General features: G+C 71.4%; 19 protein-coding genes. 15 read left to right on the top strand and 4 right to left on the bottom strand.

Translation table 11 applies throughout. The annotated features are described in order from the left end of the window. Nucleotides 1-10 precede the first annotated feature (10 nt). Nucleotides 11-1384: a DUF1501 domain-containing protein gene (locus ACQEVZ_RS25335; protein WP_344509065.1), complete on the top strand. Its 1374-nt coding sequence runs from the start codon at nucleotides 11-13 to the stop codon at nucleotides 1382-1384. Between the two features lie 1012 nt (nucleotides 1385-2396). On the opposite strand, the gene acs is transcribed toward ACQEVZ_RS25335, so the two are convergent. Then, nucleotides 2397-4361, bottom strand: a complete 1965-nt coding sequence (acs, locus tag ACQEVZ_RS25330) for an acetate--CoA ligase (RefSeq protein WP_344509067.1) — start codon at nucleotides 4359-4361, stop codon at nucleotides 2397-2399. A gap of 151 nt (nucleotides 4362-4512) precedes the next feature. Between acs and ACQEVZ_RS25325 the strand changes: the two genes are divergently transcribed. Further along, nucleotides 4513-5256, top strand: a complete 744-nt coding sequence (locus ACQEVZ_RS25325; protein ID WP_344509069.1) for an oxidoreductase — start codon at nucleotides 4513-4515, stop codon at nucleotides 5254-5256. 239 nt (nucleotides 5257-5495) lie between these two features. On the opposite strand, the gene ACQEVZ_RS25320 is transcribed toward ACQEVZ_RS25325, so the two are convergent. Continuing rightward, on the bottom strand, nucleotides 5496-6308 hold the full coding sequence (locus ACQEVZ_RS25320) for an HAD family hydrolase (RefSeq protein ID WP_433370752.1): 813 nt from the start codon (nucleotides 6306-6308) through the stop codon (nucleotides 5496-5498). 658 nt (nucleotides 6309-6966) lie between these two features. Here ACQEVZ_RS25320 and ssd point away from each other — a divergent pair. The 7 genes from ssd (at nucleotide 6967) to ACQEVZ_RS25285 (ending at nucleotide 12823) form a co-directional block, all read left to right on the top strand. Then, the gene (gene ssd / locus ACQEVZ_RS25315) at nucleotides 6967-8049 is read left to right on the top strand and encodes a septum site-determining protein Ssd (RefSeq protein WP_354889432.1); all 1083 of its coding nucleotides are present in this window, start codon (nucleotides 6967-6969) and stop codon (nucleotides 8047-8049) included. Between the two features lie 67 nt (nucleotides 8050-8116). Next, entirely contained in the window at nucleotides 8117-9403 is a 1287-nt protein-coding gene (locus ACQEVZ_RS25310) for a TadA family conjugal transfer-associated ATPase (RefSeq protein WP_344509075.1), read from the top strand. Next, complete coding sequence (locus ACQEVZ_RS25305; RefSeq protein ID WP_433370747.1) at nucleotides 9400-11190, top strand: type II secretion system F family protein; 1791 nt, start codon at nucleotides 9400-9402, stop codon at nucleotides 11188-11190. Before ACQEVZ_RS25310 ends, ACQEVZ_RS25305 begins: the two co-directional genes overlap by 4 nt. Further along, nucleotides 11190-11795: a type II secretion system F family protein gene (locus tag ACQEVZ_RS25300; protein WP_433370744.1), complete on the top strand. Its 606-nt coding sequence runs from the start codon at nucleotides 11190-11192 to the stop codon at nucleotides 11793-11795. Before ACQEVZ_RS25305 ends, ACQEVZ_RS25300 begins: the two co-directional genes overlap by 1 nt. A 55-nt stretch (nucleotides 11796-11850) precedes the next feature. Then, the gene (locus tag ACQEVZ_RS25295) at nucleotides 11851-12030 is read left to right on the top strand and encodes a DUF4244 domain-containing protein (RefSeq protein ID WP_344509081.1); all 180 of its coding nucleotides are present in this window, start codon (nucleotides 11851-11853) and stop codon (nucleotides 12028-12030) included. A 110-nt stretch (nucleotides 12031-12140) separates the two neighbouring features. Then, a complete protein-coding gene (locus ACQEVZ_RS25290) occupies nucleotides 12141-12434 on the top strand; it encodes a TadE family type IV pilus minor pilin (protein WP_433370740.1) in 294 nt (97 codons plus the stop codon). Further along, nucleotides 12431-12823 (top strand): Rv3654c family TadE-like protein, encoded by a 393-nt coding sequence (locus ACQEVZ_RS25285; protein ID WP_433370737.1) that lies wholly within the window; start codon nucleotides 12431-12433, stop codon nucleotides 12821-12823. The genes ACQEVZ_RS25290 and ACQEVZ_RS25285 overlap by 4 nt, the downstream gene beginning before the upstream one ends. Here the strand turns inward: ACQEVZ_RS25285 and ACQEVZ_RS25280 are convergent, their stop codons facing one another. Beyond that, entirely contained in the window at nucleotides 12824-15697 is a 2874-nt protein-coding gene (locus ACQEVZ_RS25280; RefSeq protein WP_433370734.1) for a DEAD/DEAH box helicase, read from the bottom strand. It abuts the gene before it with no gap. A gap of 155 nt (nucleotides 15698-15852) precedes the next feature. On the opposite strand from ACQEVZ_RS25280, the gene ACQEVZ_RS25275 reads away from it, so the two are divergent. The 6 genes from ACQEVZ_RS25275 to topA all read left to right on the top strand — a co-directional run bounded on the left by ACQEVZ_RS25275 (nucleotide 15853) and on the right by topA (nucleotide 24238). Next, entirely contained in the window at nucleotides 15853-16215 is a 363-nt protein-coding gene (locus tag ACQEVZ_RS25275; protein ID WP_344509087.1) for an STAS domain-containing protein, read from the top strand. Nucleotides 16216-16219: 4 nt separating this feature from the next. Continuing rightward, nucleotides 16220-16702, top strand: coding sequence for an ATP-binding protein (locus ACQEVZ_RS25270; protein ID WP_344509089.1), 483 nt, complete (start codon nucleotides 16220-16222; stop codon nucleotides 16700-16702). Nucleotides 16703-16992: 290 nt separating this feature from the next. Then, nucleotides 16993-19350 (top strand): sodium-translocating pyrophosphatase, encoded by a 2358-nt coding sequence (locus ACQEVZ_RS25265; RefSeq protein ID WP_433370730.1) that lies wholly within the window; start codon nucleotides 16993-16995, stop codon nucleotides 19348-19350. A gap of 88 nt (nucleotides 19351-19438) precedes the next feature. Further along, nucleotides 19439-19981: a hypothetical protein gene (locus ACQEVZ_RS25260; RefSeq protein WP_433370727.1), complete on the top strand. Its 543-nt coding sequence runs from the start codon at nucleotides 19439-19441 to the stop codon at nucleotides 19979-19981. After that, nucleotides 19978-21144, top strand: coding sequence for a hypothetical protein (locus ACQEVZ_RS25255; protein ID WP_433370724.1), 1167 nt, complete (start codon nucleotides 19978-19980; stop codon nucleotides 21142-21144). The genes ACQEVZ_RS25260 and ACQEVZ_RS25255 overlap by 4 nt, the downstream gene beginning before the upstream one ends. 253 nt (nucleotides 21145-21397) lie before the next feature. Further along, nucleotides 21398-24238: a type I DNA topoisomerase gene (gene topA, locus ACQEVZ_RS25250; protein WP_433370721.1), complete on the top strand. Its 2841-nt coding sequence runs from the start codon at nucleotides 21398-21400 to the stop codon at nucleotides 24236-24238. 204 nt (nucleotides 24239-24442) lie between these two features. Here topA and ACQEVZ_RS25245 read toward each other — a convergent pair whose 3' ends face one another. Continuing rightward, on the bottom strand, nucleotides 24443-25735 hold the full coding sequence (locus ACQEVZ_RS25245) for a D-arabinono-1,4-lactone oxidase (protein WP_433370718.1): 1293 nt from the start codon (nucleotides 25733-25735) through the stop codon (nucleotides 24443-24445). Nucleotides 25736-25806 lie beyond the last annotated feature (71 nt).

Genomic DNA, 25806 nt, shown 5'->3' with positions numbered 1-25806 from the left:
GGAGAAGACAGTGCGCGCACAACACCCGTCACTGCACCCTGAGTGCCCCGACCTGCTGAAGCTCGGCCCCAACCGGTTCGAGGCCGCCCTGCGCGCCGAGGCCGTCGCGGTGCAGGAGGAACAGAAGGCGACCCGCGACGAGTACCTCGAGCTCGCCCGCCAGGAAGACGAGCAGGACGATGGCAAGGGCGTCACCCGCCGCCGGTTCTTCGTCGGCGCCGCGGCCACCACGACCGCCCTCGCGACCAGCCAGTTCCTGACCACGCAGGCCTCGTTCGCGGCCACCCCGACCGGCACGCTCATCCACGTGTTCCTGTACGGCGGCGCCGACGGGCTCTCGCTCTTCGCCCCGATGAACGACGCGGTCCTGCAGCGCGTCCGCCCCAGCTTCACGCTGCCGGAGAACGGGTCCATCCCGCTGGACCGCGGGTTCGGCCTCAACCAGTCCTTCGCCCCGCTGAAGAAGTACCTGGACGGGGGCCAGCTGGCCTTCATCCCGGCCGTCAGCGACCGGCGCCTCGACCGCAGTCACTTCGCCGCGACCGACATCTGCCAGCTCGGCGGCCTCCCCGCCGAGACCGGCGGCATGGGCTGGCTGACCAACCTCGCCGACAAGCTCGGCCCGGGCACCGCCTTCCGCGCCATCGGCATCGGCTCGACCCTGCCCCGCTCCCTCGTGGGCGGCGGTGGCGCGCTCGCGCTCAACAGCGTCGGCTCCCTCAACGTGAACGGCGACGGCAAGTACAAGCAGGCCACCGTCGACGCCATTCAGAAGCTCTTCACCGGCACCAACCACCCGATCGAGGCCCCGGTGAAGGCCGGCATCGACGCCCTCACTCTCGCCTCCACGCTGGCGCAGAAGGGCTACACCCCCACCGAGGGCGTCAAGTACACCGGCGTGGGCAACGCCTTCAAGGAGCTCGCCCAGCTCATCAAGGGCGGCGCCAACGTCCGCATCGCCACGATCGGCATGGGCGGCTACGACACCCACGAGAACCAGGGCACCCGCGGCGGCTACCTGGCCGGCCGCTTCGGCGAGCTGGCCGCCGGCATGGCCGCCTTCTTCGACGACCTGGGCGACCTGGCCGCCAACATCACCGTCATGGTCTCCACCGAGTTCGGCCGCCGCGTCGCGGAGAACGGCGGCGGCACCGACCACGGCAAGGGCGGCGGCGTCATCGTCCTGTCCGGCAAGAAGCTCGCCGGCAACCTCCTCGGCAACTGGAACGGCCTCACCACCCTCACCAACGGCGACGTCCCCGAGTACAACAACATGTTCAGCGTCTTCGGCTCAGTGGCCCAGGGCCGCTTCGGCCTGACCGACGCCGAGGTCGGGCAGATCTTCCCGCGCCAGACCTACACGCCGGTCAAGATCTACGCGTAGCTCCACCTACGCGTAAGTAGGGGCGGCCCCGGTCCCGGGGGCCGCCCCGCTGTTCTTCCGCTGTGCTGTGCTTCCGCCCCACCGCTGTCGCGGCGGGTCCCGGCGGGGCTTCTCACCCGACCGCTGTGCTTCCGCCCCACCGCTGCGCGGCGGGTCCCGGCGGGGATTCTCACCCGCACCCCAATGCGCCGCTGCGCGGCGCACAGCCGACGCTTGCGCGTGGCTGGAGTTGCGCATACGCGCCCATCCCGTGGTCACCCGCCGCCGCGCCGGGAGAGAACCACCCCGGCGCCGCCAACCGGGGTCATCCGCCGCGACTGGTGAACGAAGGACAATCGTGGCCGTGCGGGCGACCGCGACGCGCCTTGGATCATGTGTGGTGGCTGCTGGGGGCGGTCGTTCTTAAGCCTGGTCCGCGTGTGAATGCTGGTCTGGGCCGAGGGGCGTTCGCGGCGTCTGGTGATCGAAGGACGGTCGTGGCTGTCTGGGCGACCGCGACGCGACTTGGATCACGAGTGGGGACTACGCCGCCAGGTGCATCCGGCCGAGACGGGCTCGCGCGCCATCCATTGCCCGCCAGGCTGCGGGCCGAACCGGCTCTGCTGTTGATCAAAGACGGCCGTGGTTGTCCGGGTGGGCCACTACGCGAGTGGAATCACGAGCGGCGGCCGGAAGCGCCCGAACGCATCTATCCGACAGGCGCGCCACCCATCGGTCCCGGCTCGATGGAGTTGGGCTCGCTGCCTTCTGACCGCCGGCCACGTAGTCGTCTGGCTTGGCTCGGCCGGCTCCGGCTGACGACAGGCGCGCCCTTCGTCGGTCCTGGTCCGATGGAGTGGGGCTCGCTGGCTTTGACCGCTGGCTTCGTGGTCGTCTGGCTGTTGGCTCGCCCGGCTCCGGCTGACAGCAGGCTCCGCGTCAGCGACCTCTGGCTCGGTTGGCTTCGGCTGATGGCCGGGTTCCGCGACGGGCCGGCAGCGGTGAGACGCTGCCGGCCCGGGAAGCGGGGGTGTCAGTCCTCGGACTTGCCCGACTGGAGGCCGGACGAGATCAGGTCCATGACGGTCGAGTCCTGCAGGGTGGTGACGTCGCCCAGGCTGCGGTTCTCGGCGACGTCGCGGAGCAGCCGGCGCATGATCTTGCCGGAGCGGGTCTTCGGGAGCTCCGGCACGAGCATGATCTGGCGGGGCTTGGCGATCGGGCCCAGGGTCTTCGCGACGTGGTTGCGCAGCTCCTGGATGAGCGCCTCGCCCGCGTCGCCCTCCGTGTCGACGCCGCCGCGCGGGATGGTGAACGCGACGATCGCCTGCCCAGTCGTCGGGTCGGTGGCGCCGACGACCGCGGCCTCCGCGACCTTCGGGTGGCTGACGAGCGCGGACTCGACCTCGGTCGTGGAGATGTTGTGACCCGAGACGAGCATGACGTCGTCGACGCGGCCGAGGAGCCACAGGTCGCCGTCGGCGTCCTTCTTGGCGCCGTCACCGGCGAAGTACATGTCCTGGAAGCGTGACCAGTACGTCTCCTTGAACCGCTCGTCGTCGCCCCAGATGGTGCGCAGCATCGACGGCCACGGCTCGCGCAGGACCAGGTAGCCGCCACCGCCGTCGGGGACGGACTGGGCCTGGTCGTCGACGACGTCAGCGGAGATGCCCGGCAGCGGCCGCATGGCGCTGCCCGGCTTGGCGGCGGTGACGCCCGGCAGCGGGGAGATCATGATGGCGCCGGTCTCGGTCTGCCACCAGGTGTCCACGATCGGGCAGCGGTCGCCGCCGATGTGCTCCCGATACCACATCCAGGCCTCGGGGTTGATCGGCTCGCCCACGGAGCCCAGCAGGCGCAGCGAGGAGAGGTCGAACCCGGCGGGGATGTCGTCGCCCCACTTCATGAACGTGCGGATCGCCGTTGGCGCCGTGTACAGAATGGTGATCTTGTACTTCTGGATGAGCTCCCAGAAGCGGCCACGGTGCGGCGTGTCGGGCGTGCCCTCGTACATGACCTGCGTGGCGCCGTTGGACAGCGGCCCGTAGACGATGTAGCTGTGCCCGGTCACCCAGCCGATGTCGGCGGTGCACCAATACACGTCGCTGTCGGGCTTGAGGTCGAACACCGCGTTGTGCGTGTAGCTCGCCTGGGTCAGGTACCCGCCGGTGGTGTGCAGGATGCCCTTCGGCTTCGCCGTGGTGCCCGACGTGTAGAGGATGAACAGCGGGTGCTCGGCGTCGAACGCCTCCGCGGTGTGCTCGGCGGAGGCGGTCTCCACGACGTCGTGCCACCACAGGTCGCGGCTGTCGTCCCAGTCGACGTCCTGGCCGGTGCGGCGCACCACGATGACCTTCTCGATGCTCGGCGACTTGGCCGCGGCCTCGTCGACGATCGCCTTGAGGCCGCTGGGCTTGCCGCGGCGGAAGCCGCCGTCGGCGGTGATGACGACCTTGGCGCTGGCGTCGTTGACCCGGCCGCCGAGCGCGTCGGCCGAGAAACCGCCGAAGACGACGCTGTGGGTCGCGCCGATGCGGGCGCAGGCGAGCATCGCGACCGCGGCCTCGGGGATCATCGGCATGTAGATCGCGACCCGGTCGCCGGCGGTGACGCCGAGGTCGGTCAGCGCGTTGGCGGCCTGGCACACGGAGCGGTGCAGGTCGGAATACGTGATGGTGCGGGTGTCGCCGGGCTCGCCCTCCCAGTGGATGGCGACCTTGTCGCCGCGGCCGGCCTCGACGTGCCGGTCGACGCAGTTGTACGCCACATTGAGCTGGCCGCCCACGAACCACTTGGCGAACGGCGGGTTGGTCCAGTCAAGGACCTGCTCCCACTCCTTGGCCCAGCTCAGCCGGTGGGCCTGCTTCTCCCAGAATGCGAGCCGGTCCTGCGTGGCCTCTGCGTAGGCACCCTCCGTCACGTTGGCGGCGGCGGCGAACTCGGCAGGCGGGGGAAACTGCCGGGTCTCGTTGAGAAGGTTTTCCAAGGTCTCGCTCATCGGTGATGGCTCCTCGATGTGGTCCAGCTCTCGCAAGCAGGCTAGTTGGGGGGTGTGACAGTTTGCGAGTGTTCTGCGCTGAGTGGCGCCTGTGAAGCGCCGGGCTCTTCTGTAAGTATTGTTACCAGTAGGGGCACGATACCGTTTGCCCGTGCAAGATGACCCACTCGCTCCGCTGTTGGATCTGGCCGATGTCCGGCCGGCGTTCGACGCCGCGCGCGTCGCCGTCGACGCGGCCATGCGCCACCGTGCCCTGCGCCGCTCCGGCGGGCCCGTCGCCGCCGAGGTCGCCCTGCGTTCGTCGGTCGCCAGCGCGGCGCTCGACACGCACGGCTTCGACCTCGAAGGAGTGCGGGCCGGTGTCGTGACCGACCCGGTGGTCCACGGCGCGCTGCGGGCGACCGCGGCCCTCGACGGGCTGACAGGCACCTGGTCGAAGGCGCCCCGCCAGGCGCTCGCCCGGCTGCACACGCTGGTCGCCCGCGACGTCGTGCCCGAGGCGTCGCTCGGCCGGCCGGTCAAGCCGGAGGCCGCGACGCGTCTCGATGCATTGTCAGCGCTCATCACCGGTGGCACGAAGGTGCCCGTGTTGGTGTTGGCGGCAGTCGTACATGGTGAGCTTCTGGCTCTGAAGTCTTTTGACGGGCCGAACGGTGTGGTGGCGCGTGCGGCGGCGCGGCTGACCTTGATCGGCGGCGGGTTGGACCCCCGGGGCCTGCTGGCGATGGATGTGGGCCACCGTAGCCGCGAGCCCGAGTATGTCGGTGCGGCCAACGCCTTCGCGACGGGCACGCCGGATGGTCTGCGCTCCTGGCTGCGCCACTACGCGACGGCGGCCGAGCGGGCGGCCGAGGAGCTGGTCGAGATCTGCGACAGCGGCGCCTACGTACAGTGAACGGCGCCCCATCCAGAGGCGCCGTCACACACGTCCTACCGGGTTACCATGCGTGCACTTTGAGTCCGTTGTCGGCGGTCCTTGTGGAGCCGCCGCAACGCGCCTACCGCGGCTGATCGCTCGTGGGTGCCCGGTGGCCGTGCACGAGATCCGTGCAGATCCCGCTCTTCTGTTCTACGCCGCGACCTCCATGAGCGGAAGTCCTCGGCGGCAGAATGTGACGGATGGTGCTGCTGTGATCATGCCGCGGTGAGGGCCGCCTTGGTCCGGCGGTGCTTGCTGTACAGCGCGAACGCGATCGCCAGCCCGACACCGACGCCGATCGCGGCGGCCGTCACGGGCACCGCCGGCCGCTCCCGCAGCCGCCGGCTGAGCGGGATCGGGTGCCGGAATGCGAGCATCGGCCAGCCGCGCTCGATCGCGATCTTGCGAAGGCCGCGATCGGGATTGACGGCCGTCGGGTGTCCGACGAGGCTCAGCAGCCCGGCGTCGGTGACCGAGTCCGAATAGGCGAAACAGGCAGCGAGGTCGTAGTCACGCTCCGCTGCGAGCTCCTTGACCGCGACGACCTTGTTGGGTCCGGCGGCGTAGAAGTCGACGTCACCGGTGTAGCAGCCGTCCTCGCCGATGACCATGCGGGTCGCGACGATGTCGGTGACACCGAGCTGCTCGCCGATCGGCCGCACCATCTCGTCGCCCGAGGTCGAGACCAGGACCACGTCCCGGCCGGCGGCGCGGTGCTCCTCGATGAGCAGCACGGCCTCCGCGTAGATGTACGGGCTGATCAGCTCATCGAGCGTCTCCCGCACGATCTGCCGGACCTGCTCGGCGCGCCAGCCCTTGACCAGGGCCGCGAGGTAGTCCCGTGTCTTCGCCATGGTCTGCTCGTCGGAGCCGCCGCCGACGCGGAAGAGCAGCTGCGCGTAGGCGCCTTTGATCACGTCGCGGCGGTTGATCAGCCCATCGCGATAGAACGGTCGACCGAAGGCCAAGGCGCTTGACTTGGCGATCACCGTTTTGTCCAGGTCGAAAAACGCGGCGCTACGCCCCACGGCGGGCAAGTGTAGCGTTGTCGGACATGGTGTGGGGGCCGGACGCCGCAACCCCGACTACGGATCACGCTGGGCGTGTGCTCGATCACGCAAGATTACCGGCGGGCGAAATATTGATTGGCGTTCCGGGCGTGTTGCGGGCCGGGCCTACTCGACGTATGGCGGTCCACTCAGGCATGCTTATGTTTACGACGCGGTTTCACGTCGACGCGACAACGATCTGCTATTGACTCTCAGCGGTTGCACCCCCCGTAGCCGCTGAGTGGGTTCGGCTCGACCCCCCCGGAGCCGAACCCCCGGCGACCCCCGTCACCCCCCGGCGGGGGTCGTCCCCTTTGTATCTCGACTGCTATGTGGCGTTTTGCTGGGTGGCCCGGCGATTGGTCGGGCTAAGGGCATTGACGCTCGATGCTTTGTTGAGCGTTCACGGTTAGGCATCTCCTGCCGTTTTGATTTTCCTCCACGGTACTGCCGGCGCACCGCAACGCGGCATTACACCCGATTTGTCCGTACTGCTGTAGCAGATCGACTGATGGTGCGGGAGATATCCACAAGCGGCGGGTTATCCACAGAAACGAGCCGGCGGTCGAGCGGCCGAGGCGAGGTCGGGGCGATGGTGTGCGGAGTCCACCAGCCCGTCTAGACCGTGGAGCACGCCGTGACCCGTCACCGACCGCTGCTCGTCACCGCCGACGTCGACCTGCTCGACGACGTGCTCGCCCTCGCCGCCGGGGTCGCCCTCGACGTCGACGTCGAGCACGGACCCGAGCCGGCCAGGGCCCGATATCCCCACGCGCCGATCGTCCTGATCGGCGACGCCGCGGCGCAGGCGTGCGCCCGGGCCCACCTGCCGCGCCGGCGAGGCGTCGTGCTGCTGACCCGCGACCACGGGACGGACCGCCTGGCGGCGCTCGCCGACGCGGTCGGCGCCGAACAGATCGTCCGCTTCCCCGACGGCGCCGCATGGCTCACCGAGCGCCTCGCCACGGTGGCCCACGGGCCCGCCGTCACCGTCTCCGCCCGCGGCAGGATCCTCGCCGTCCTCGGCGGGCGCGGCGGCGCGGGTGCCAGCGTCCTCGCCGCCGCCCTGGCGATCACCGCCGGCAACGTCGGCCTGCGCTCCCTGCTCGTCGACGCCGACCCCCTCGGCGGCGGCGCCGACCTGATCCTCGGCTGGGAAAACGTCGCCGGCCTGCGCTGGCCCGCGCTCGCCGCGACGAGCGGCGCCGTCGACCCACCGGCGCTCGTCTCGGCCCTGCCCAGCCGCGGCGACGTGGCCGTCCTGTCCTGCGACCGCGGCCAGCCCGGCGGCCTGTCGCAGGACGCGATGGCCGCCGCGCTCGACGCCGGCAGCCGCGGCCGCGACCTCGTCGTCACCGACCTGCCCCGATCGCTGGACGACGCGGCGGTCCTCGCCCTGCGCGCCGCCGACCGGGTGCTCCTCGTCGTGCCGGCCGAGCTGCGCGCCTGCGTCGCCGCCGCCAGGGTCGCCGCGACCGTCACGCCACACACCGACGAGCTGCGGCTGGTCGTCCGGGGCCCCGCGCCGGGCCGACTGCGCACCAGGGACATCGCGCGCTCGCTTGGCGTGCCGGTCGCTGGCACTCTGCGCGCCGAGCCCGGCCTCACGCGCCGGCTCGAGAAGGGCAGCCCACCGGCCGGCGACGGCCGCGGCCCCCTCGCCCATCTCTGCCGCCGCATCATCGGCGACCTCGGCCTGGCGACCGGAGCGGCGGCATGAGCGCGCCGCGGATCGGGACTGCAGGTCTTTGCTCAGGCGGGCGCTGGGGCGCAGCGGAGGCGACGGCATGAGCGCATTGATGCTCGACGAGCGCAGCAAGGCGGCGCCGGGCAGGCGGATCGTGACGGCCGGCGGAGGGGTCGTCACGAGCTCGCTCGACGAGTTCGCCGAGCGGGTCAGGCTGCGGATGACCGTCGGCAGCGTCGAGCCGACCCCGTCGGCGGTGCTGGAGGCGGTGCGCGCCGAGCCGGGCGCCGCGCTGCTCGGCGAGAGCACGCTGCGGCAGGTCGCCGACCGTCTCATCGGCGAGATGATCGGCGCGGGCGGGCTCGCCCCGCTGCTCGCCGACCCGTCCGTGACCGACGTGCTGGTCAACGGTGTGGAGGTGTGGGTCGACCGCGGCGCGGGGCTGCGGCGGGCCGGCGGACGGTTCGGCGACGCGACCGAGGTGCGGCGGCTGGCGCAGCGGCTCGCGGCGAGCGCCGGGCGGCGGTTGGATGACGCGTCCCCGTTCGTCGACGCGCAGCTGGCCGACGGCACCCGGCTGCACGCGGTCCTGCCGCCCATCGGCCGGGAGGGGCCGTATCTGTCGCTGCGGACGTTCCGCCGGCAGACGTTCACGATCGACGAGCTCATCGCGCGTGGCACGTTCGACCCCGGCGCGGCCCGGCTGCTCGCCGCGATCGTCGCGGCGCGGATCCCGTTCCTGGTGACCGGAGGCACGGGCACTGGCAAGACCACCGTCCTGGCGGCGCTGCTGTCCCTGGCCCCGCCCACGGAGCGGCTCGTCGTCGTAGAGGACGCCGCGGAGCTGCGACTCTCGCACCCGCACGTCGTGTCGATGCAGTCGCGGATGTCCAATGTGGAGGGCGCCGGCGAGGTGACCCTCCGCGACCTGGTCCGCCAGGCGCTGCGGATGCGCCCCGACCGGCTGGTCGTCGGCGAGTGCCGCGGCGCGGAGATCGTCGACCTGCTCGGCGCCCTCAACACCGGGCACGAAGGCGGAGCGGCCACCCTGCACGCCAACTCGCCGGCCGACGTGCCGGCCAGGCTCGAAGCGCTCGGGCTGCTCGGTGGCGTGCCGAGAGCGGCGCTGCACGCCCTCGCCCACGCGGCGCTGCGGGTCGTGATGCACCTGCAGCGAGCCGGCGACGGCAGCCGCCACCTCAGCGAGATCTGCCTCCTGGAGGCGCATCCGGAGCAGCGCACCACCGTCATGGCCACCGCCTGGCGGCGCGGCACCGGCAGGGCGGCCGCGGCCGACCAGCTGGAGACGTTGATCGCCGCCCGAGGCATCACACCGCCCCGCTCCTCGGGGCCCTGGCGCTATGAGAGAGGAACGGGCTGGCAATGAACGCCATCGACCTGGCCCTCATGACCGGCGGCGGCATGACCGTCTTCTGTGGACTGTTCGTGCTCCGCCGGCGCCGGGCGCGCGCCCGGCTCGACCGCATCACCCGGCATCGCAGGACGACCATCGCCGCACGGTGGCCGAAGGCCGACCGGCTGCAGGCCGCGCTCGTCGACCGTCCCCGCGCGACCATCACCGCCGGCTGCGTGGTCGCGGCCGGGATCGGGCTGCTGAGCGGCGGCCCGGTCGCCGCCGTGCTGGCGGGGGCGTATGCGGCGGTCGGGCTGATCGGTGTGCGCCGCCAGCTGGCACGCCGGGCGGCCGACCGTGCGGTCGCCGAGCTGCTCGACACGATCGAGGACGCGGTCGGAGACCTGCGCGCGGGCATCGTGCCCTTTGCGACCGCCGCGCCGTATCCGGGCGGGGCGGACGTGGAGCTGTACACCACGCCGAGCCCATTCCGCACGCCTGGTGCGGGCGGCCTCGGGGCGACCGTCCGCCGGATCTGGGACGCCGCCGACAGGCAGGACGGTCAGCCCACCGGCCGCGACCGGAATGCGCAACGGCGCCGGCCCCCTGCAGGTCGGAACGCTGCCGAGGCCGCACTTGCTGCGAACCGTCGCCACACCGGTCGGGGCGCCATCACCGGCCGGGCTGCCGTTGGCGGCTGGGCTGCTGTCGATGGTCGCGCTGCGGTCGGCGGATCGGCTGGGGCGGATGGCTGGCCCGCGATCAACGGCCGGTCTGCGGTCGATGGCTGGGCCGCGGCTGACAGCCACGGCGTGGTTGATGGTTGGGGTGCAGCTGATGGTCGGGCTGCAACTGACCGTCGACCTCTGGTCAGCGGCTGGGCTGTGGCTGACGGTTCGTCCACGGTCGGTGGCTGGGCTTCTGTCATCAATGGCCGGCCTGCAGACGATGTCTGGTCTGCAAACGAAGCCCGCCCTGCGGTCGATGGCCGAGTTGCGGAACGTGGCCGGTTCGCAGGCGGCTGGCAGATGACGAATGACCAGGTTGCCGAACATGGCGGGGTTGCCGACGGCTCCCCGACGGTGGTGAACGGCCGGGCGACGGGCGATCTCCCCGCAGCAGATGGTGGCCGGGCGGTCGGCCGGTATGGGGTCGAGAGCGGCCGGGCAACGACAGGCTGGCCGGCGGCGGGAACTGGTCAGGTCGCGAATGGCTGGTCGGCCACGAGAACTGATCGGACTGCGAGTGGCCGGGCTGCGAGTGGCCGGACTGCGAGTGGCCGGGATGCGAGTGGCCCAGCCGCGAGTGATCGGGCTGCGAGTGGTCGGGCTGCGAATGGTCGGGCTTTGGGTGACCGTGTGGCGGGCGGGGGCGTGGTGTCGAGCGGTGGTCTGGTCGGCGGCGGGGTCGGGGCGGCCGGGTCGTCTGGTCGAGCGCGCGGCGGGCGGGCGCGGAGGCGCGAGGAGGCTGCGGTCGCGGTCGCGATGGCGCGTCTGGAGGCCGCGCACCGGGTCAGTGAGGCGCTCGGCACGCCGCTCGCCGATCTCCTTGACCAGGTTGAGGCCGACCTGCGGGCGGGGCAGGCCCTCCGGCTCAACCTCGCGGCGCAGACGTCCGGGGCGCAGACGACCACGACGCTGCTGGTCGGGTTGCCGGTGGCGGGGCTGTGGCTCGGCGCGAGCATCGGGGTCGACCCCGTCGGCCAGCTGCTGCACACGCCGCTCGGTGCGGCGTGCGCGATCGTCGCGGTCGCGTTGCAGTGCGCCGGGATGTTGTGGACCGGGCGGATGGTCGGGTCCGTCGTCGCGGAGGTGCGGTGATGGGCCGGGGGCGACGGTGGCTGTACGCGATCGGTTGTGGCCTGGCCGCCGGGCTGCTGCTGGGCGGGCTCGTGGGTGTCGTGGCCGGCGTCGTGTCGGCGGTCGCGGCGGAGCGGATGCTGCGGCGGGTCGAGTCCCCGCACGTGCGGCGGGAGCGGGCGACGGCCCGGGGTGACCTGCCGTTCGCGACGGATCTGCTCGCCGCCGCGTTGAGGACCGGCGCGCCACCCGATCGTGCGGCGATCGTGGTCGGGGAGGCGGTCGGCGGGCCGGTCGGGACCAGGTTGACGCTCGTCGGACGGGCACTGCGGCTCGGTGCGACGCCGCGGGATGCCTGGGCGCACCTGGCCGACCTGCCCGGCGGGCGGCGGCTTTCCCGGGTCGCCGCCCGCAGCGCCGACCGGGGCACGGCGCTGACGCAGGCGCTGGAGCGGCAGGCGGCGGACCTGCGGGTCGCGAAGGCCGCGGCCGGCGAGGCGTCGGCACGCCGGGTCGGCGTGCTGGTGGTGCTGCCGCTCGGGGTGTGCTTCCTGCCCGCGTTCGTGCTGATCGGGGTCGTGCCGGTGGTCGCCGCCATCATCCGCGACGTGGTGAGCGCCCTGTGATTCGTATTCAAGTTCATCGATCGGTTTGGTTCAGCGTCATCGTGAAGGAGCACCAGTGCACAACCTCCGCGCCCGTCTTCGTGCCTTCCGCCGGGAAGACCGTGGGTCGCACAGCATCGAATACGTCCTGGTCATCGGCGTCGGGGTGGCGCTCGCCGCGGTGCTGCTGAGGGTGGTCGTGTCGGATTCGACGTACGACGCCATGTTCCGCCTGATCGGCGGTGCGCTGGCATGAGAGACGACCGGGATCGTGGCGCCTGCCGTGGGGGTCCGTGGCGCCGGCGGAGATGGACGCTCCGCAACGGCCGGGCCGACGACCGCGGATCGGCGACGGTCGAGTTCGCCGTGACACTTCCTGGAGTCGTCGTCCTGCTGCTGATCTTCGTCGCCGGGTGGAGCGCCTTCGCGGCCAAGGTGCGCCTCACCGACGCGGCGGGGCTGGCGGCACGGGCGGCGGCCCGCGGCGAGCCGGTGGCGTCCCGCGGCGCCATGCCGGCGGGCGCCACGATCTCGGTCCAGCGTGACGGCGACCTCGTCCGCGTGACGGTGCGCCAGCGGGTCGGCCTCGGCCCGCTGCCGTCGATCACGTTGCAGGAGGAGGCCGCCGCCCTGGTCGAACCCGGAGCGGAGTCCTCATGACCGGGCGGCGACAGGCGGCCGGGGCCCGGGATCGCGGGTCGATCTCGCTGCTCATGGTGGTGCTTGGGGTCGTGTTCGTGGGGGCGCTGCTCGCCGGGATCGGTCTGGGCGGTGCCAAGGTCGCGCGGCACCGGGCGCAGAACGCGGCCGACGCGGGTGCGCTGGCCGGGGCGGTGTGGGCGATCGACGGTCCGGCGGTGGCCTGCGCGGTCGCCGGCGAGGCGGTCACGGCCAATGACGCGAGTCTGGTCAGCTGCGCGGTCGACGGGTTCGAGGTGTGGGTGACCGTCGAGGTCCGCCTGGGCGACGGGATGGCCGGCGGCAAGGCGAGCGCCCGCGCGGGGCCGGTGTGGTCCACCGGTACCGGCGACGCTGACGACGACAGATGACTACAGCGACGCGAGGACGAGCGAGAGGACCTGGACCGCATCGTGCTTGTTGAGGGGGTTGTTGCCGTTGCCGCACTTGGGGGACTGCACGCACGAGGGGCAGCCCTGCTCGCAGCGGCACTCGGCGACGACGGCACGGGTGGCGCCGAGCCAGTCGGTGGCCACGTCGAACGCGCGCTCCGCGAAGCCGGCGCCGCCGGGATGGCCGTCGTAGACGAAGACGGTCGGCAGGCCGGTGTCGGCGTGCAGCGCGGTCGACAGGCCACCGATGTCCCAGCGGTCGCAGGTCGCGACGAGCGGCAGCAGGCCGATCGACGCGTGCTCGGCGGCGTGCAGGGCGCCGGGCCAGTCGACCTCCGCGATACCGGCCTCGTCGAGCGCCTCGGGGGACACGGTCCACCAGACGGCGACGGTCTTCAGGATGCGTTCGGGGAGGTCGAGCTGGCGGGTGTCGATGACCTCGCCGCTGGTGATGCGGCGGTGCTGGTAGCTGACGACCTGGGAGGTCACCTCGACCTCCCCGAGCGAGAGCGTGACCGGGCCCGCCGTGCGGGTCTGGCGGACCGACAGGACGGTGAGGGAGGTGACGTCGCGGGGATGGGTGCTCCAGTCTGGCTCCTCGGCGTGGACGAGCGCGACGGAGTCGGCCAGGTCGAGCTTGTCCACGACGTACGAGACGCCCTGGTGCAGGTGGACCGCCCCGGTGTGGACCTGATGGTGCGCGGAGCCGGTGTCGACCGTGCCGAGCAGGCGGCCGGTGGCCTCCTCCACGACCGCGATCGGCCCGCCGCCCGCGCCGCGGAGGTCGACGTCCGGGCGGTGGCGCTCCGTCCAGTACCAGCCGCTGGGCCGCTTCCGCAGGATCCCCGCGGCGACCAGGGCGTCGAGCGTGGCCTCGGCGGTCGGCCCGAAGAGCGGCAGGTCCGCCGGGGTGAGCGGCAGCTCGGCGGCGGCGCAGCACAGTTGCGGCGCGAGGACGTGCGGGTTGCCGGGGTCGAGGACCGTCGCCTCGACCGGCTTGCCGAACAGGGCCTCCGGGTGGTGCACGAGGTACGTGTCGAGCGGGTCGTCCCGGGCGACCAGCACGCACAGTGCGTCGCGGCCCGCCCGGCCGGCCCGGCCCGCCTGCTGCCAGAGGGAGGCGAGGGTGCCTGGATAGCCTGAGATGAGGACCGCGTCGAGACCGACGAGGTCGACGCCGAGCTCCAGGGCGTTGGTGGACGCCAGGCCGAGCAGGGTGCCGTCCATGAGGTCGCGTTCGAGGGCGCGGCGCTCTTCGCGGAGGTAGCCGGCGCGGTAGGCGGCGACCCGGTCGCCGAGGCCCGGCACGGCCTGGTCGAGTGAGCGCCTTGCCATGCTCGCCACCACCTCGGCGCCCTTGCGGGACCGGACGAAGGCGAGTGTCCGTACGCCGGCGATGACTGCCTCGGTGAGCAGGTCGGCGGTCTCCCGCAGTGCCGACCGTCGCACCGGCTCCGCGTCCCGCCCGGCGCCCGCGAAGTCGCGCGCCGCCCCGGCGACGCCGCCCGCTGCGGTTGCGGCGCCGCCCGTGGGTGTGGACCTGCGCGCGGTCGCGGAGGCGCTGGCGGTGGTGGAGCTGTGAGCTGCGGTCGGGTTGGCCGCGGTCGTGGAGCCGCGCGCGGTTGCGGAGGCGCTGGCGGTTGTGGAGCTGTGAGCTGCGGTCGGGTTGGCCGCGGTCGTGGAGCCGCGCGTGGATGCGGAGGCGCACGCGGTCGTGGAGCTGTGCGCGTTTGCGGAGCCGCCTGCGGTCTTGGCGTCGGCAGTGGTTGACAAGCTGAGGGCGGTTGTGGGGCTCTGTGCCGAGGTCGTGGGGCTGGCCGCGGGTGTAGAACCGGCCGTGGTTGTCGGGGTGGCCGCGGTCGTGGAGCCGCGCGCGGTTGTGGAGTCGCCTGCAGTCGTGGGGGCGGGGATAGTCGTGGGGGCGGGGATAGAGGTGTGCGGCGTGGTGGAAGGGCGGGTGGCGACGGCGGGTGTGGTGCGTTCCGCGACCGTGGTCATGAGGGTGGGGTCGTCAGGGAGGAGGAGTTCGGCCTCGCCGATGCCGGAGAAGTCGGGGGGCGGTGGAAGCAGTGGGGGTTCCCAGAGGGCGAACGTCACCCCGCCGCGTGGCGATGCGTCTGTGGTCACGGCGGTCATCGGCAGGCCGGTCAGGCGCGAGCCGGAGGACTGCGGGTCGCCTGAGGTGGCGGACGCCAGGACGAAGCACGGGGACGGCAGGCCGCGAGGCGTGTAGCGGGCGGTCACCCGGCGCAGGCGGCGCAGGACGTGGGCGACGTGGGAGCCGAAGACGCCGCGGTACGTGTGGCACTCGTCGACGACCACGAAGCGCAGGCCGCGCAGGAAGCGGGTCCACGAGGCGTGGTTGGGCAGGATGCCGTGGTGGAGCATGTCGGGGTTGGTGAGGACGACGCGGGCGTGCTGGCGGACCCAGTCGCGTTCCTCGCGGGAGGTGTCGCCGTCGAAGGTGGCGGGGCGGGTGTCCGGCAGGTCGAGGGCTTGCAGCGAGCGGAGCTGGTCGGCGGCCAGGGCCTTGGTCGGCGAGATGTAGAGCATCGTGGCCTTGGCGTCGCGCAGCAGGGCGGAGAGGGCCGGCAGCTGGTACGCCAGGGACTTGCCCGAACCGGTGCCGGTGGCGACGACGGTGTGGGTGCCGGACCACGCGAGGTCGGCGGCGGCGGCCTGGTGGGTCCACGGGAGGGCGACGCCGCGGGCCTCGAAGGCGGTGCGCAGCGAGGGCGGCGCCCACGACGGCCACGCGGCGGTGGACCCGGCGCGGGGCGGCACGTGCTCGACGTGGGTGAGCGACTCGGCGCGGTGGGACGGTAGGAAGGAGTGCGGAAGTACGGCCGTCACGTCGAGCACTCTAAGACAGATGTTCGAAGAAGAAGGCGTGATACACGTGTGGCAATTGTGGGAAACAGGGTGGACGCGTCGCCTTGCGGAGGCGTCGATGGTTAGATGCCCGAGAGACTCATTGTGCGCAGCACCCGCCAGAAGAGGAGGTCCGCATGGAGCTGTCGTTGTCGACGTACGACTCCGGCGACCACACAGTGCTCGAAGTCGGCGGTGAGGTGGATGTGTACACCGCGCCACGGCTTCGCGAGAAGCTGGTCGAGCTCGTCGAGACGGGTGCCCGCCATGTCGTGGTCGACCTGAGCCGGGTGGAGTTCCTCGACTCGACCGGGCTCGGTGTGCTCGTGGGCGCGTTGAAGCGGCTGCGGGCTGTCAACGGCACGTTCGGGCTGGTGTGCGCGCACGAGAGGCTCCTGAAGATCTTCCGGATCACCGCCCTGGATCGGGTGTTCTCCCTGTACGACTCCGTGGCCGCCGCGACCGCCGCGGCCGGCTCGGACACCGAACCCACGGCGTAGGTTCATGCCCACAGTCAGGCTGTCGTTCTCGCCGGCGGCCGCACACGTCCGCACCGCCCGTCTGGTCGGTGTGGCCGTCGCGCGGCGCGCCGGTGTCGCCGAGGAGCTGCTGGAAGAGGTCAGGCTCGCCATCGGTGAGGCGTGCTCCCGTGCCGTCGCGCTGCACCGCTCGCACGGGCTGGACGACCTGGTCGACGTCGCGATGGCCGACGGCGACCGGTTCACCGTGCTGGTGGTCGACCGGGCGGCGAACGGGGCGATGGTGACCCGCGCCGAGGGTGAGACCGGGGATGAAGTCATGGTGCTGTCGGACCCGGCGCTGCCGCTGACCACCCCGCCCGACCTCCTCGCGGAGGAGGCGGTCGCGGCGAGGATGGGGCTCGCCCTGCTCGCCGGGCTCGTCGATGACCTCAACGTCTCCGAGCTGGGCGAAGGCGTCGGCACGCAGGTGCGCATGTCGTGGCCGCTGGAGCGTCCGACGGAGTAGAGCCGCCGGGGCGCCCGACGGGACGGCCGTGGGAGCGCTCAACGGAGTGGCCACCTGGAACGCCCAATCGAGTGAAGCGCGCCACAAACCGGACCATCGACAAAAAGCGATCTCTTGAAACGCGCAAGTCGGTGTGACCACAGACACGCTCTGCGGCTAGAGTACGGCGATCGTGTATGACGGGCCTGGTCATTGGGTACCTCGACCGTCCAGCACGGCTCCCTTGGGAGAACCCGCCGCCGGCCTGACCGCTCGCGGCGCTGTCATGTGTCGGTACAGGAGGACAACGAATGTCCGCAACACTCGTCGCAGCCGACGAGATTTCCCTCAGCGGGAACAACCTGACCTACGTCGTCGTCGCGCTCGTCATCGCCTTCGTGGCGCTGGGCTTCGCGGCCGCGCTGGTCAAGGCTGTGCTCGCGACTGGTCGGGGCACCCCGAAGATGCAGGAGATCGCCGGGGCGGTGCAGGAGGGCGCGACCGCGTATCTCACTCGCCAGTTCAAGACCCTCGGCATCTTCGTCGTCATCGCCGTGGTGGTGCTGTTCCTGCTCCCCGTGGGTGACGTCGGGGACAACGAGACCATGGTCAAGATCGGAAGGTCGGCGTTCTTCATCGTCGGCGCGGTCTTCTCGGCCTTCATCGGCGGCGCCGGTATGGCGCTGGCCACCCGCGCCAACCTGCGCGTCGCGGCGGCGGCCCGAGAAGACGGCGGCCGGGAGAAGGCGATGAAGATCGCCTTCCGGACCGGTGGCGTCGTCGGCTTCCTCACCGTGGGCCTCGGCCTGTTCGGCGCGGCGCTGGTCGTGCTGATCTTCAAGAGCGACGCCCCGACCGTGCTGGAGGGCTTCGGCTTCGGCGCCGCGCTGCTCGCGATGTTCATGCGGGTCGGCGGCGGCATCTTCACCAAGGCCGCCGACGTCGGCGCCGACCTGGTCGGCAAGGTCGAGCAGGGTATCCCGGAGGACGACCCGCGCAACGCCGCCACCATCGCCGACAACGTCGGCGACAACGTGGGTGACTGCGCCGGTATGGCCGCGGACCTGTTCGAGTCCTACGCCGTGACCCTGGTCGCCGCGCTGATCCTCGGCCGGGCCGCGTTCGGCGAGGAAGGCCTGGTCTTCCCGCTCATCGTCTCGACGATCGGTGTCATCGTCGCGATCCTCGGTGTGGCGCTCACCCGCCTGCGCCCCTCCGACCGCAACGGCCTGGTCGCCATCAACCGGGCGTTCTACATCTCTGCCGCAGTCTCCGCGGTCCTGGTGGCCGTCGCCGCGGTCGTCTACCTGCCCAAGACGTGGGCCGGCCTGCACGGCCAGACCGACTCGCTCAAGGCGATCGTCGGGCTCACCGGCGACGACGCGCCGCCGTTCGGCCCGCACGTGACCGCCATCATCGCCTGCATCATCGGCATCGTGCTCGCCGCGATCGTCCAGGCGCTGACCGGGTACTTCACCGAGACCGAGCGCCGCCCCGTCAAGGACATCGGCAAGAGCGCCCTCACCGGTCCGGCCACCGTGGTGCTCGCCGGCATCAGCGTCGGTTTCGAGTCGGCCGTCTACTCCGCGCTGGTCATCGGCGCCGGCGTGTTCGGCGCGTTCCTGCTCGGCGGCGGCTCGATCACCCTGTCGCTGTTCGCGGTCGCCATGGCCGGCACCGGCCTGCTGACCACTGTCGGCGTCATCGTCGCCATGGACACGTTCGGCCCGATCAGCGACAACGCGCAGGGCATCGCCGAGATGTCCGGCGACATCGACGAGCGCGGCGCCCGCACGCTGACCGAGCTCGACGCGGTCGGCAACACCACCAAGGCGATCACCAAGGGCATCGCGATCGCCACCGCGGTGCTCGCCGCCACGGCGCTGTTCGGCTCCTACACGGACTCGATCCTCAAGGAGTTCAGCCAGGTCGAGGTCGACAAGTTCCTGAACGTGGCCAACCCGGGCAACCTGGTCGGCCTGCTCATCGGCGCGGCGGTCGTGTTCCTCTTCTCGGGCCTGGCGATCAACGCCGTCGCCCGCTCGGCCGGCGCGGTCGTGTTCGAGGTGCGCCGCCAGTTCCGCGAGTTCCCGGGCATCATGGACTACAGCCAGCGCCCGGAGTACGGCAAGGTTGTCGACATCTGCACCCGTGACGCCCAGCGTGAGCTCATCACCCCGGGTCTGCTCGCGGTGATGGCGCCGATCGCGGTCGGCTTCGGTCTCGGCGTCGGCCCGCTCGCGGCGTACCTCGCCGGTGCGATCGGCACCGGCACGCTGATGGCGGTCTTCCTGTCCAACTCGGGTGGCGCGTGGGACAACGCGAAGAAGCTCGTCGAGGACGGCACGCACGGCGGCAAGGGCTCCCCGGCGCACGCCGCGACGGTCATCGGCGACACCGTCGGCGACCCGTTCAAGGACACCGCCGGCCCGGCGATCAACCCGCTGATCAAGGTCATGAACCTGGTCGCGCTGCTCATCGCGCCTGCCGTGGTCGTCTACACCACGGGCGACGGCAGCCCGGCGGTCCGCTTCGCGATCGCGATCGCGGCGACGCTCGTCGTCGCCGTGGCCGTGCTCATCAGCAAGCGCAAGCCGGTCGCGGTCGACGCCGGCAACGGCGACGACTCCAACGCGCAGGAGACGACGCCGGAGCGGGTCACCGCCTGACCTTCCCACCGATCCGACGCCCCGGCCGGGAGCATCCGGCCGGGGCGTCGTATTTGTCGAACAGACGATCGGTTCTAGGCTTCCATCCATGCACTTCCGCGCCGTCGCCACAGCCGCCCTCATTGTCGTCGTTTCGACGGGTATGAGCGGCTGCGGTGACGACGGCAGCGGCGACATCGCCCCCAAGCACTGGGCGCAGCAGGTGTGCACGGCGCTCACCCCCTGGCGGACCGAGATCGCCGACCTGACGACGAAGGCCCAGCAGCAGCTGCAGTCGGCGACGACCGCCGCGCAGACCAAGACCAACATCGTCGACCTGCTCGCCGGCGCCGAGACCTCGAGCGAGAAGGCCCGGGCCGGGATCAGCGGCGCCGGCGTGCCCGACGTCTCCGGCGGCGACAAGGTCGCCCAGCAGTTCACCGGCTCGCTCGCGAAGGCCCGCGACGCGTATGGCAACGCGAAGCGCTCCGTCCAGGGCCTGCAGACCGCCGACGCGAAGGCGTTCTACACCTCGGTCGGGTCCACGTTCGCGGTGCTCAAGGAGGAGTACGAGCAGAGCGCCATCGACCCGCAGCACGTCAAGCAGAAGGACCTGCAGAAGGCCTTCAACGAGGTGCCCGAGTGTCGGTGACGCCGGCTCGGAGCCGGCAACTGTCGCTGTTCGGGGTCGAGGCGCGCCCGCCCACCCCGATGGACCTGGAAGGCCTGCTCGCCGGCGCGGGCGAGGTCGGCAGGATGGGCGGCACCGCGAAGGTGTCGATCGAGGTCGAGGACGCCTGGCGGGCCGACGTGCTGCGCGCCGAGTGCGAGCAGCGGGGCCTGGTCGTGTCCTGCGAGCCGACCGGCGTCGAGGACCGGTGGACCGTCCGGACGGCGTACGCGGCGCTGCTGGCCCCGCTCGCGGCCCGCTGGCTCGACGGCACCGCGAAAGTTTCCCCACCCGACCTGGTGCTCGACGGCCGGCGGCTGCGGCTGTGGGTCGCGGCGGCGGGCTCCTGGGACGGCCAGCGCGCCTACCTGCTCCGCCTCGCCCCGAGCCGCCCCGCCCTGACAGACGAGGACGTCGATCCCGAAGCGGCGGACGACCAGGTCATCCCGTTCGATCCGTCGGGCGACATCTCGGACATGTCCGGGGTGGGGGGCGGCACGGACACCGACGGGGTCGGAGCGGGAAGCGAGGCGCGGCGAACCGGACGAAGCGGCACCGGCCAGGGTCCGGCGGGCGCGGCGGACGTAGGTGATGCCGGCGACGACGGGTCGGCTGCGGCCGGCGTCGAAGTGGTCGAGGGCGCGTCGGGCAAGCCCCGAACAGGAGACGGGGCGGAGCTGGTCGGCGACGAAGGCCTCGACGAGATCGAGGACCTGCCCGGCAAGCCCCGGGTGAAGGCGAAGAAGAAGGCCGCACCGCTCATCTCCGGGTTCGATCCCGGCCCCGTCGACCTGGGCGTGGAGGTCGAGGACTGGGTCGACGACGTCCGCGACGAGTGGCCCGACTCCGGGGTCGCCGACCTGCCCACCGTCGAGCTCGACGCCGTCACCGAACCGCCGGCCGAGGCTCCCGCGGTACCGACGCAGCAGGACGAAACCGATGAAACCTCCATCAACAGGAGAATCGCGGACAACTGGGTCGCTATCGGAGATGCCCTGGCGGCCGTCGGATTGATCGCGGTGTTCGTCGGTCCCAAAGCCGGCGGGCCCGCGTACCGGATCGTGGGACTGCGACGCGTGACACGTCTCGCGGAGCTCGTCGGTGAGCCACCGGCCGGGGCGCCGAACGCGAGTTGGCCGAGGTGACCGCGGGGTAGACTGGCCAGTCGGCGCGCAGTGTGATTCCACCCGCCATCGGGGTCACCGCCGTACGACAAAGCGTGACAAATACGGCAGCCGATGCGACACGATCGCAAGATCGGGCAGGTAGCGCTTCTGCTTGGGTGTACCGTGGCGCCGATCGGCGTGTCGCGAGCCGACCGCCGGGTGCCGCATTGCGCAACTCGGCGCGAGAGCGCGCGTTACGTTTGACACATGTCCGTCCGCACCGGGGAGAGCTGTGCCGAACTCCGCCAACACGAAGCGGCTGGTGATCGTCGAGTCGCCGGCGAAGGCCAAGACGATTTCGGGCTATCTGGGCCCGAATTACGTCGTGGAGGCGAGCTTCGGCCACGTCCGTGACCTGCCTGTGGGCAAGAAAGACATGCCCGAGGACCTCAAGAGCAAGCCGTGGGCCTACCTGGGCGTCGACGTCGACAACGATTTCACCCCGGTCTATGTCATCTCGGCGGACCGGCGTAAGCAGATCACCCGGCTCAAGGAACTGCTGAAGTCGGCCAGCGAGGTCTACCTCGCCACTGATGAGGACCGCGAGGGCGAGGCCATCGCCTGGCACCTCTTCGAGACCTTGAAGCCGAAGGTCCCGGTCAAGCGGATGGTCTTCCACGAGATCACCCGGCCGGCGATCCAGGCCGCCGTCGCCAACCCGCGCGAGATCAACCGCGCGCTCGTCGACGCCCAGGAGGCCCGGCGCATCCTCGACCGCCTCTACGGCTACGACCTGTCCACCGTCCTGTGGAAGAAGGTCCAGGGCGGCCTGTCCGCCGGCCGCGTGCAGTCGGTCGCCACCCGGATCGTGGTCGAGCGCGAGCGGCAGCGGATGAAGTTCCGCTCCGCCGAATACTGGGACATCCTCGCCAAGCTCCTGCCCGACGGCGACACCCGCACGTTCAACGCGACGCTGCTCGCCATCGACGGCGACAGGGTCGCCACCGGCCGCGACTTCGACCCGGAGACCGGCAAGGTCCGGCCCAACGCCGGCGTCATCCACCTCGACGAGCAGGGCGCCCGCGGCCTCGCCGCCCGCCTGGAGGGCCGGCCGTTCACGGTCACCCGGGTCGAGGAGAAGCCGTACCGGCGCAAGCCCGCCGCGCCGTTCATCACCTCGACGCTGCAGCAGGAGGGTTCGCGCAAGCTGCGCCTGTCCAGCGCGCAGACCATGCGGATCGCGCAGCGGCTGTACGAGAACGGCTACATCACGTACATGCGAACCGACTCGGTGAACCTGTCCGAGGCCGCGATCGCCGCCGCCCGCAAGCAGATCCTCGACCTCTACGGCCCGAGCGCCGTCCCCCCGCAGCCGCGCCGCTACACCGGCAAGGTCAAGAACGCGCAGGAGGCGCACGAGGCGATCCGCCCCGCCGGCGACAGCTTCCGCACGCCCGGCGACGTGGCCAAGGAGCTCAGCGCCGAGGAGCTGCGCCTGTACGAGTTGATCTGGCAGCGCACCATCGCGTCGCAGATGACCGACGCGGTCGGCAACAGCACCTCCGTCCGGATCAACGCGACCACCCCCGCCGGCGAGTCGGTCGACTTCAGCACCACCGGCAAGACCATCACCGATCCCGGCTTCCTGCGCGTGTACGTGGAATCCTCCGACGACGAGAACGCGGAGGCCGAGGACGCCGAGCGGCGCCTGCCGGTGCTGGTCAAGGGCCAGACGCTGACCGAGAAGGGGCTGACCGCGACCGGGCACACCACCCAGCCGCCGGCCCGCTACACCGAAGCCTCGCTGGTCAAGGTGATGGAGGAGCTCGGCATCGGGCGCCCCTCCACGTACGCCTCGATCATGGAGACGATCAACAACCGCGGCTACGTGTTCAAGCGCGGCCAGGCACTGATCCCGTCGTTCCTGGCGTTCGCCGTGGTCGGGCTGCTGGAGAAGCACTTCCCGCGCCTGGTCGACTACGACTTCACCGCGTCGATGGAGAACGTCCTCGACGAGATCGCCAACGGCGACGAGAGTGCCGTGGACTTCCTGCGCCCCTTCTACTTCGGTGGAGACACGGGCGACGAAGGGTCGGTGCCCCGCCAAGGCGGGCTGAAGCGCATGGTCACCGAGCGCCTCGGCGAGATCGACGCCCGCGGGATCAACTCGATCCCCCTGTTCCGCGACGAGGCCAACCGCGACGTCGTCGTGCGCGTAGGGCGGTACGGGCCGTACCTGCAGCGCTTCCTCGCCGACCAGCCCGAGGGCGACGAAGGCGACCGCGCGACCGTGCCGGACGGGCTCGCCCCGGACGAGCTCACCCCCGAGAAGGTCGCGGAGCTGTTCGTCGGCGGCGCCAGCGGCGAGCGCAAGCTCGGCGAGCACCCCGAGACCGGCGAGCCGATCGTCCTCAAGTCGGGGCGCTACGGGCCGTACGTGTCGACCGGCGAGAAGAACTCCTCGCTGTTGTCCACCCAGTCGCCGGAGCACCTGACCCTCGAAGAAGCCCTGCAGCTGCTGACCCTGCCGCGGCTCGTCGGCAAGGACCCCGACGGCGTGGACATCATCGCCTCGCCCGGCCGGTACGGGCCGTACATCAAGCGCGGCACCGACACCCGTTCGCTGGAGAACGAGGGCCAGCTCTTCACGATCTCGCTCGACGCGGCCATGGTGCTGCTGCAGCAGCCGAAGACCCGCGGCCGCGCCGCTGCCAAGCCGCCGCTGCGCGAGATGGGCCCCGACCCGGCGACCGAGAAGCCGCTGGTCATCAAGGACGGCCGGTTCGGCCCGTACGTGACGGACGGCGAGCACAACGCGTCGCTGCGCCGCAACCAGACGGTCGAGTCACTCTCGGTGGACGAGGCGAGCGAGATGCTGGCCGAGAAGCGGGCCAAGGGCCCGGCGCCGAAGAAGCGCGCGGCGAAGAAGGCCACGAAGAGCGCCGAGGACGGTACGGCGGCTTCCGCTTCCGCTTCCACTTCCGCGAAGAAGACGGCGGCGAAGAAGACGGCGGCGAAGAAGACCACGGCGGCGAAGAAGACGACCACCGCGGCGAAGAAGGCAACCCCGGCCAAGAAGGCAGCCCCGCGGAAGGCCACCTCGGCGAAGAAGTCGACCCCGCCGGGAGAGTGACCAGCCGGCGTCGCCGACGCACAGCCACCAGTCCGGATACGCACGGTCGCCACATCGACGCGATGGCGACCGTGACGCGATCCGTGCAGTGGATCAGTGGATCGGCGCCTGTGGACGGCAGTTCCGGTGGCGGTGCGGATGCGGTGACGCGCGATCCGTGCAGGGGTGGTGAAACGGCGGGTCAGGCGCCGGGTGGAAAAGGGGTCAGGCGCCGAGGACGCGGTCTGTGTAGGTGTTGGCGAACAGGCGGCCCGGGTCGAGCTTGTCGCGCAGTGCGGTGAAGTCGGTGAAGCGTGGGTAGGCCGCGGCCAGTGACTCCGCGTCGCGGAAGTTCATCTTTCCCCAGTGTGGGCGGCCGCCGAGGGGGGTGGTGACGGCCTCGAAGCGGCGGAAGTACTCCTCGAACGGGGCGCCGACGTACTGGTGGATGGCGATGTAGGCGTTGTCGCGGCCGTGGCCGTGGGAGAGCCAGATGTCGTCGGCGGCGGTGAAGCGGACCTCGACCGGGAACTGGATCTTGTACGGCAGGCCGGCGATCACCGAGCGGAGGCCGTCGAAGGCTTCGCGGAGGGCGGCGCGGGGCAGGCCGTACTCCATCTCGACGAAGCGGACCCGGCGGGGGGTGCAGAAGACCTCGTGCGAGGCGGCGGTGTACGTGCGTGCGGACAGTGCCCGGGCCGACACACGGCTGATCGTGGGGACGGTCGAGGGCAGGGCCCGGCCGAGCCGGCACGCGCCGCCGAAGACGGTGTTGGACAGGAAGTCGTCGTCGAGCCAGCGGCGCCAGCCCGCGAGGGGGTGGTCGGAGGCGGGCACGATGTTGTTGCGCTTCATCTGGACCCGGTCGGTGTAGGGGAACCAGTAGAACTCGAAGTGGTCGTTCGAGGCGATGTGGGTCTCCAGGCCCGACCACACGTCGGACAGCGGCGCCGGGCGCTCGTCGGCCTGCAGGATGAAGGCCGGCACGCATCGCAGGGTCACCTCGGTGAGCACGCCCAGCGCGCCGATGTTGACCCGGGCGGCGGCGAACAGGTCCGGTTGGGTGGACGCCGAGCAGCGCACGACCGCACCGTCGGCGGTGACCAGCTCGAGGGCCTCGATGAATGTCGAAAGGCACCCATATGCGGCGCCTGTCCCGTGTGTACCGGTGGACAGCGCCCCCGAGATGGTCTGCGCGTCGATGTCGCCGAGGTTGGGCATGGCCAGGCCGTGCGCGGCGAGCGTGGCGTTGAGGGTCGCGAGTTTCATGCCGGCCTGGACGGTGACGAGGTTGCCCTCGACCCGGACGAGTGACGCCATCTGGTCGAGCTCGATCCGCACGCCGTCCGTCAGAGCGGTGGGTGTGAAGGAGTGCCCGGAGCCGACGGCCTTGACCCGGAGCCCCTCGTCCGCCGCGGCGCGGAGCACAACGGCCAGCTCAGCGCTGGTCGACGGGTGTGCGACACGCGTCGCCCGCGCGGTCTGGTTGCCGGCCCAGTTGGCCCACGGAGAAGTCACGAAACCTGAGTACCCTTCACGTATGCCCGCCGTCAATGACCCGTTGAACCACAAGGGTGATATGGGCTATC

The organism is Dactylosporangium sp. CA-152071, from assembly GCF_050936335.1.
Taxonomy (GTDB): domain Bacteria; phylum Actinomycetota; class Actinomycetes; order Mycobacteriales; family Micromonosporaceae; genus Dactylosporangium; species Dactylosporangium maewongense.
The sequence above is the reverse complement of the archived record's forward strand: the minus strand, read 5'-3'. Positions and strand labels throughout refer to the sequence as shown.

What these genes read in the sequence shown, in the direction of transcription:
- ACQEVZ_RS25270 (WP_344509089.1), top strand. Translation starts at nt 16,220, where the DNA reads ATGCCCACAGTCAGGCTGTCGTTCTCGCCGGCGGCCGCACACGTCCGC.
- acs (WP_344509067.1), bottom strand. Translation starts at nt 4,361, where the DNA reads ATGAGCGAGACCTTGGAAAACCTTCTCAACGAGACCCGGCAGTTTCCC.
- ACQEVZ_RS25285 (WP_433370737.1), top strand. Translation starts at nt 12,431, where the DNA reads ATGACCGGGCGGCGACAGGCGGCCGGGGCCCGGGATCGCGGGTCGATC.
- ACQEVZ_RS25260 (WP_433370727.1), top strand. Translation starts at nt 19,439, where the DNA reads ATGCACTTCCGCGCCGTCGCCACAGCCGCCCTCATTGTCGTCGTTTCG.
- ACQEVZ_RS25275 (WP_344509087.1), top strand. Translation starts at nt 15,853, where the DNA reads ATGGAGCTGTCGTTGTCGACGTACGACTCCGGCGACCACACAGTGCTC.
- ACQEVZ_RS25265 (WP_433370730.1), top strand. Translation starts at nt 16,993, where the DNA reads ATGTCCGCAACACTCGTCGCAGCCGACGAGATTTCCCTCAGCGGGAAC.
- ACQEVZ_RS25310 (WP_344509075.1), top strand. Translation starts at nt 8,117, where the DNA reads ATGAGCGCATTGATGCTCGACGAGCGCAGCAAGGCGGCGCCGGGCAGG.
- ACQEVZ_RS25305 (WP_433370747.1), top strand. Translation starts at nt 9,400, where the DNA reads ATGAACGCCATCGACCTGGCCCTCATGACCGGCGGCGGCATGACCGTC.
- ACQEVZ_RS25300 (WP_433370744.1), top strand. Translation starts at nt 11,190, where the DNA reads ATGGGCCGGGGGCGACGGTGGCTGTACGCGATCGGTTGTGGCCTGGCC.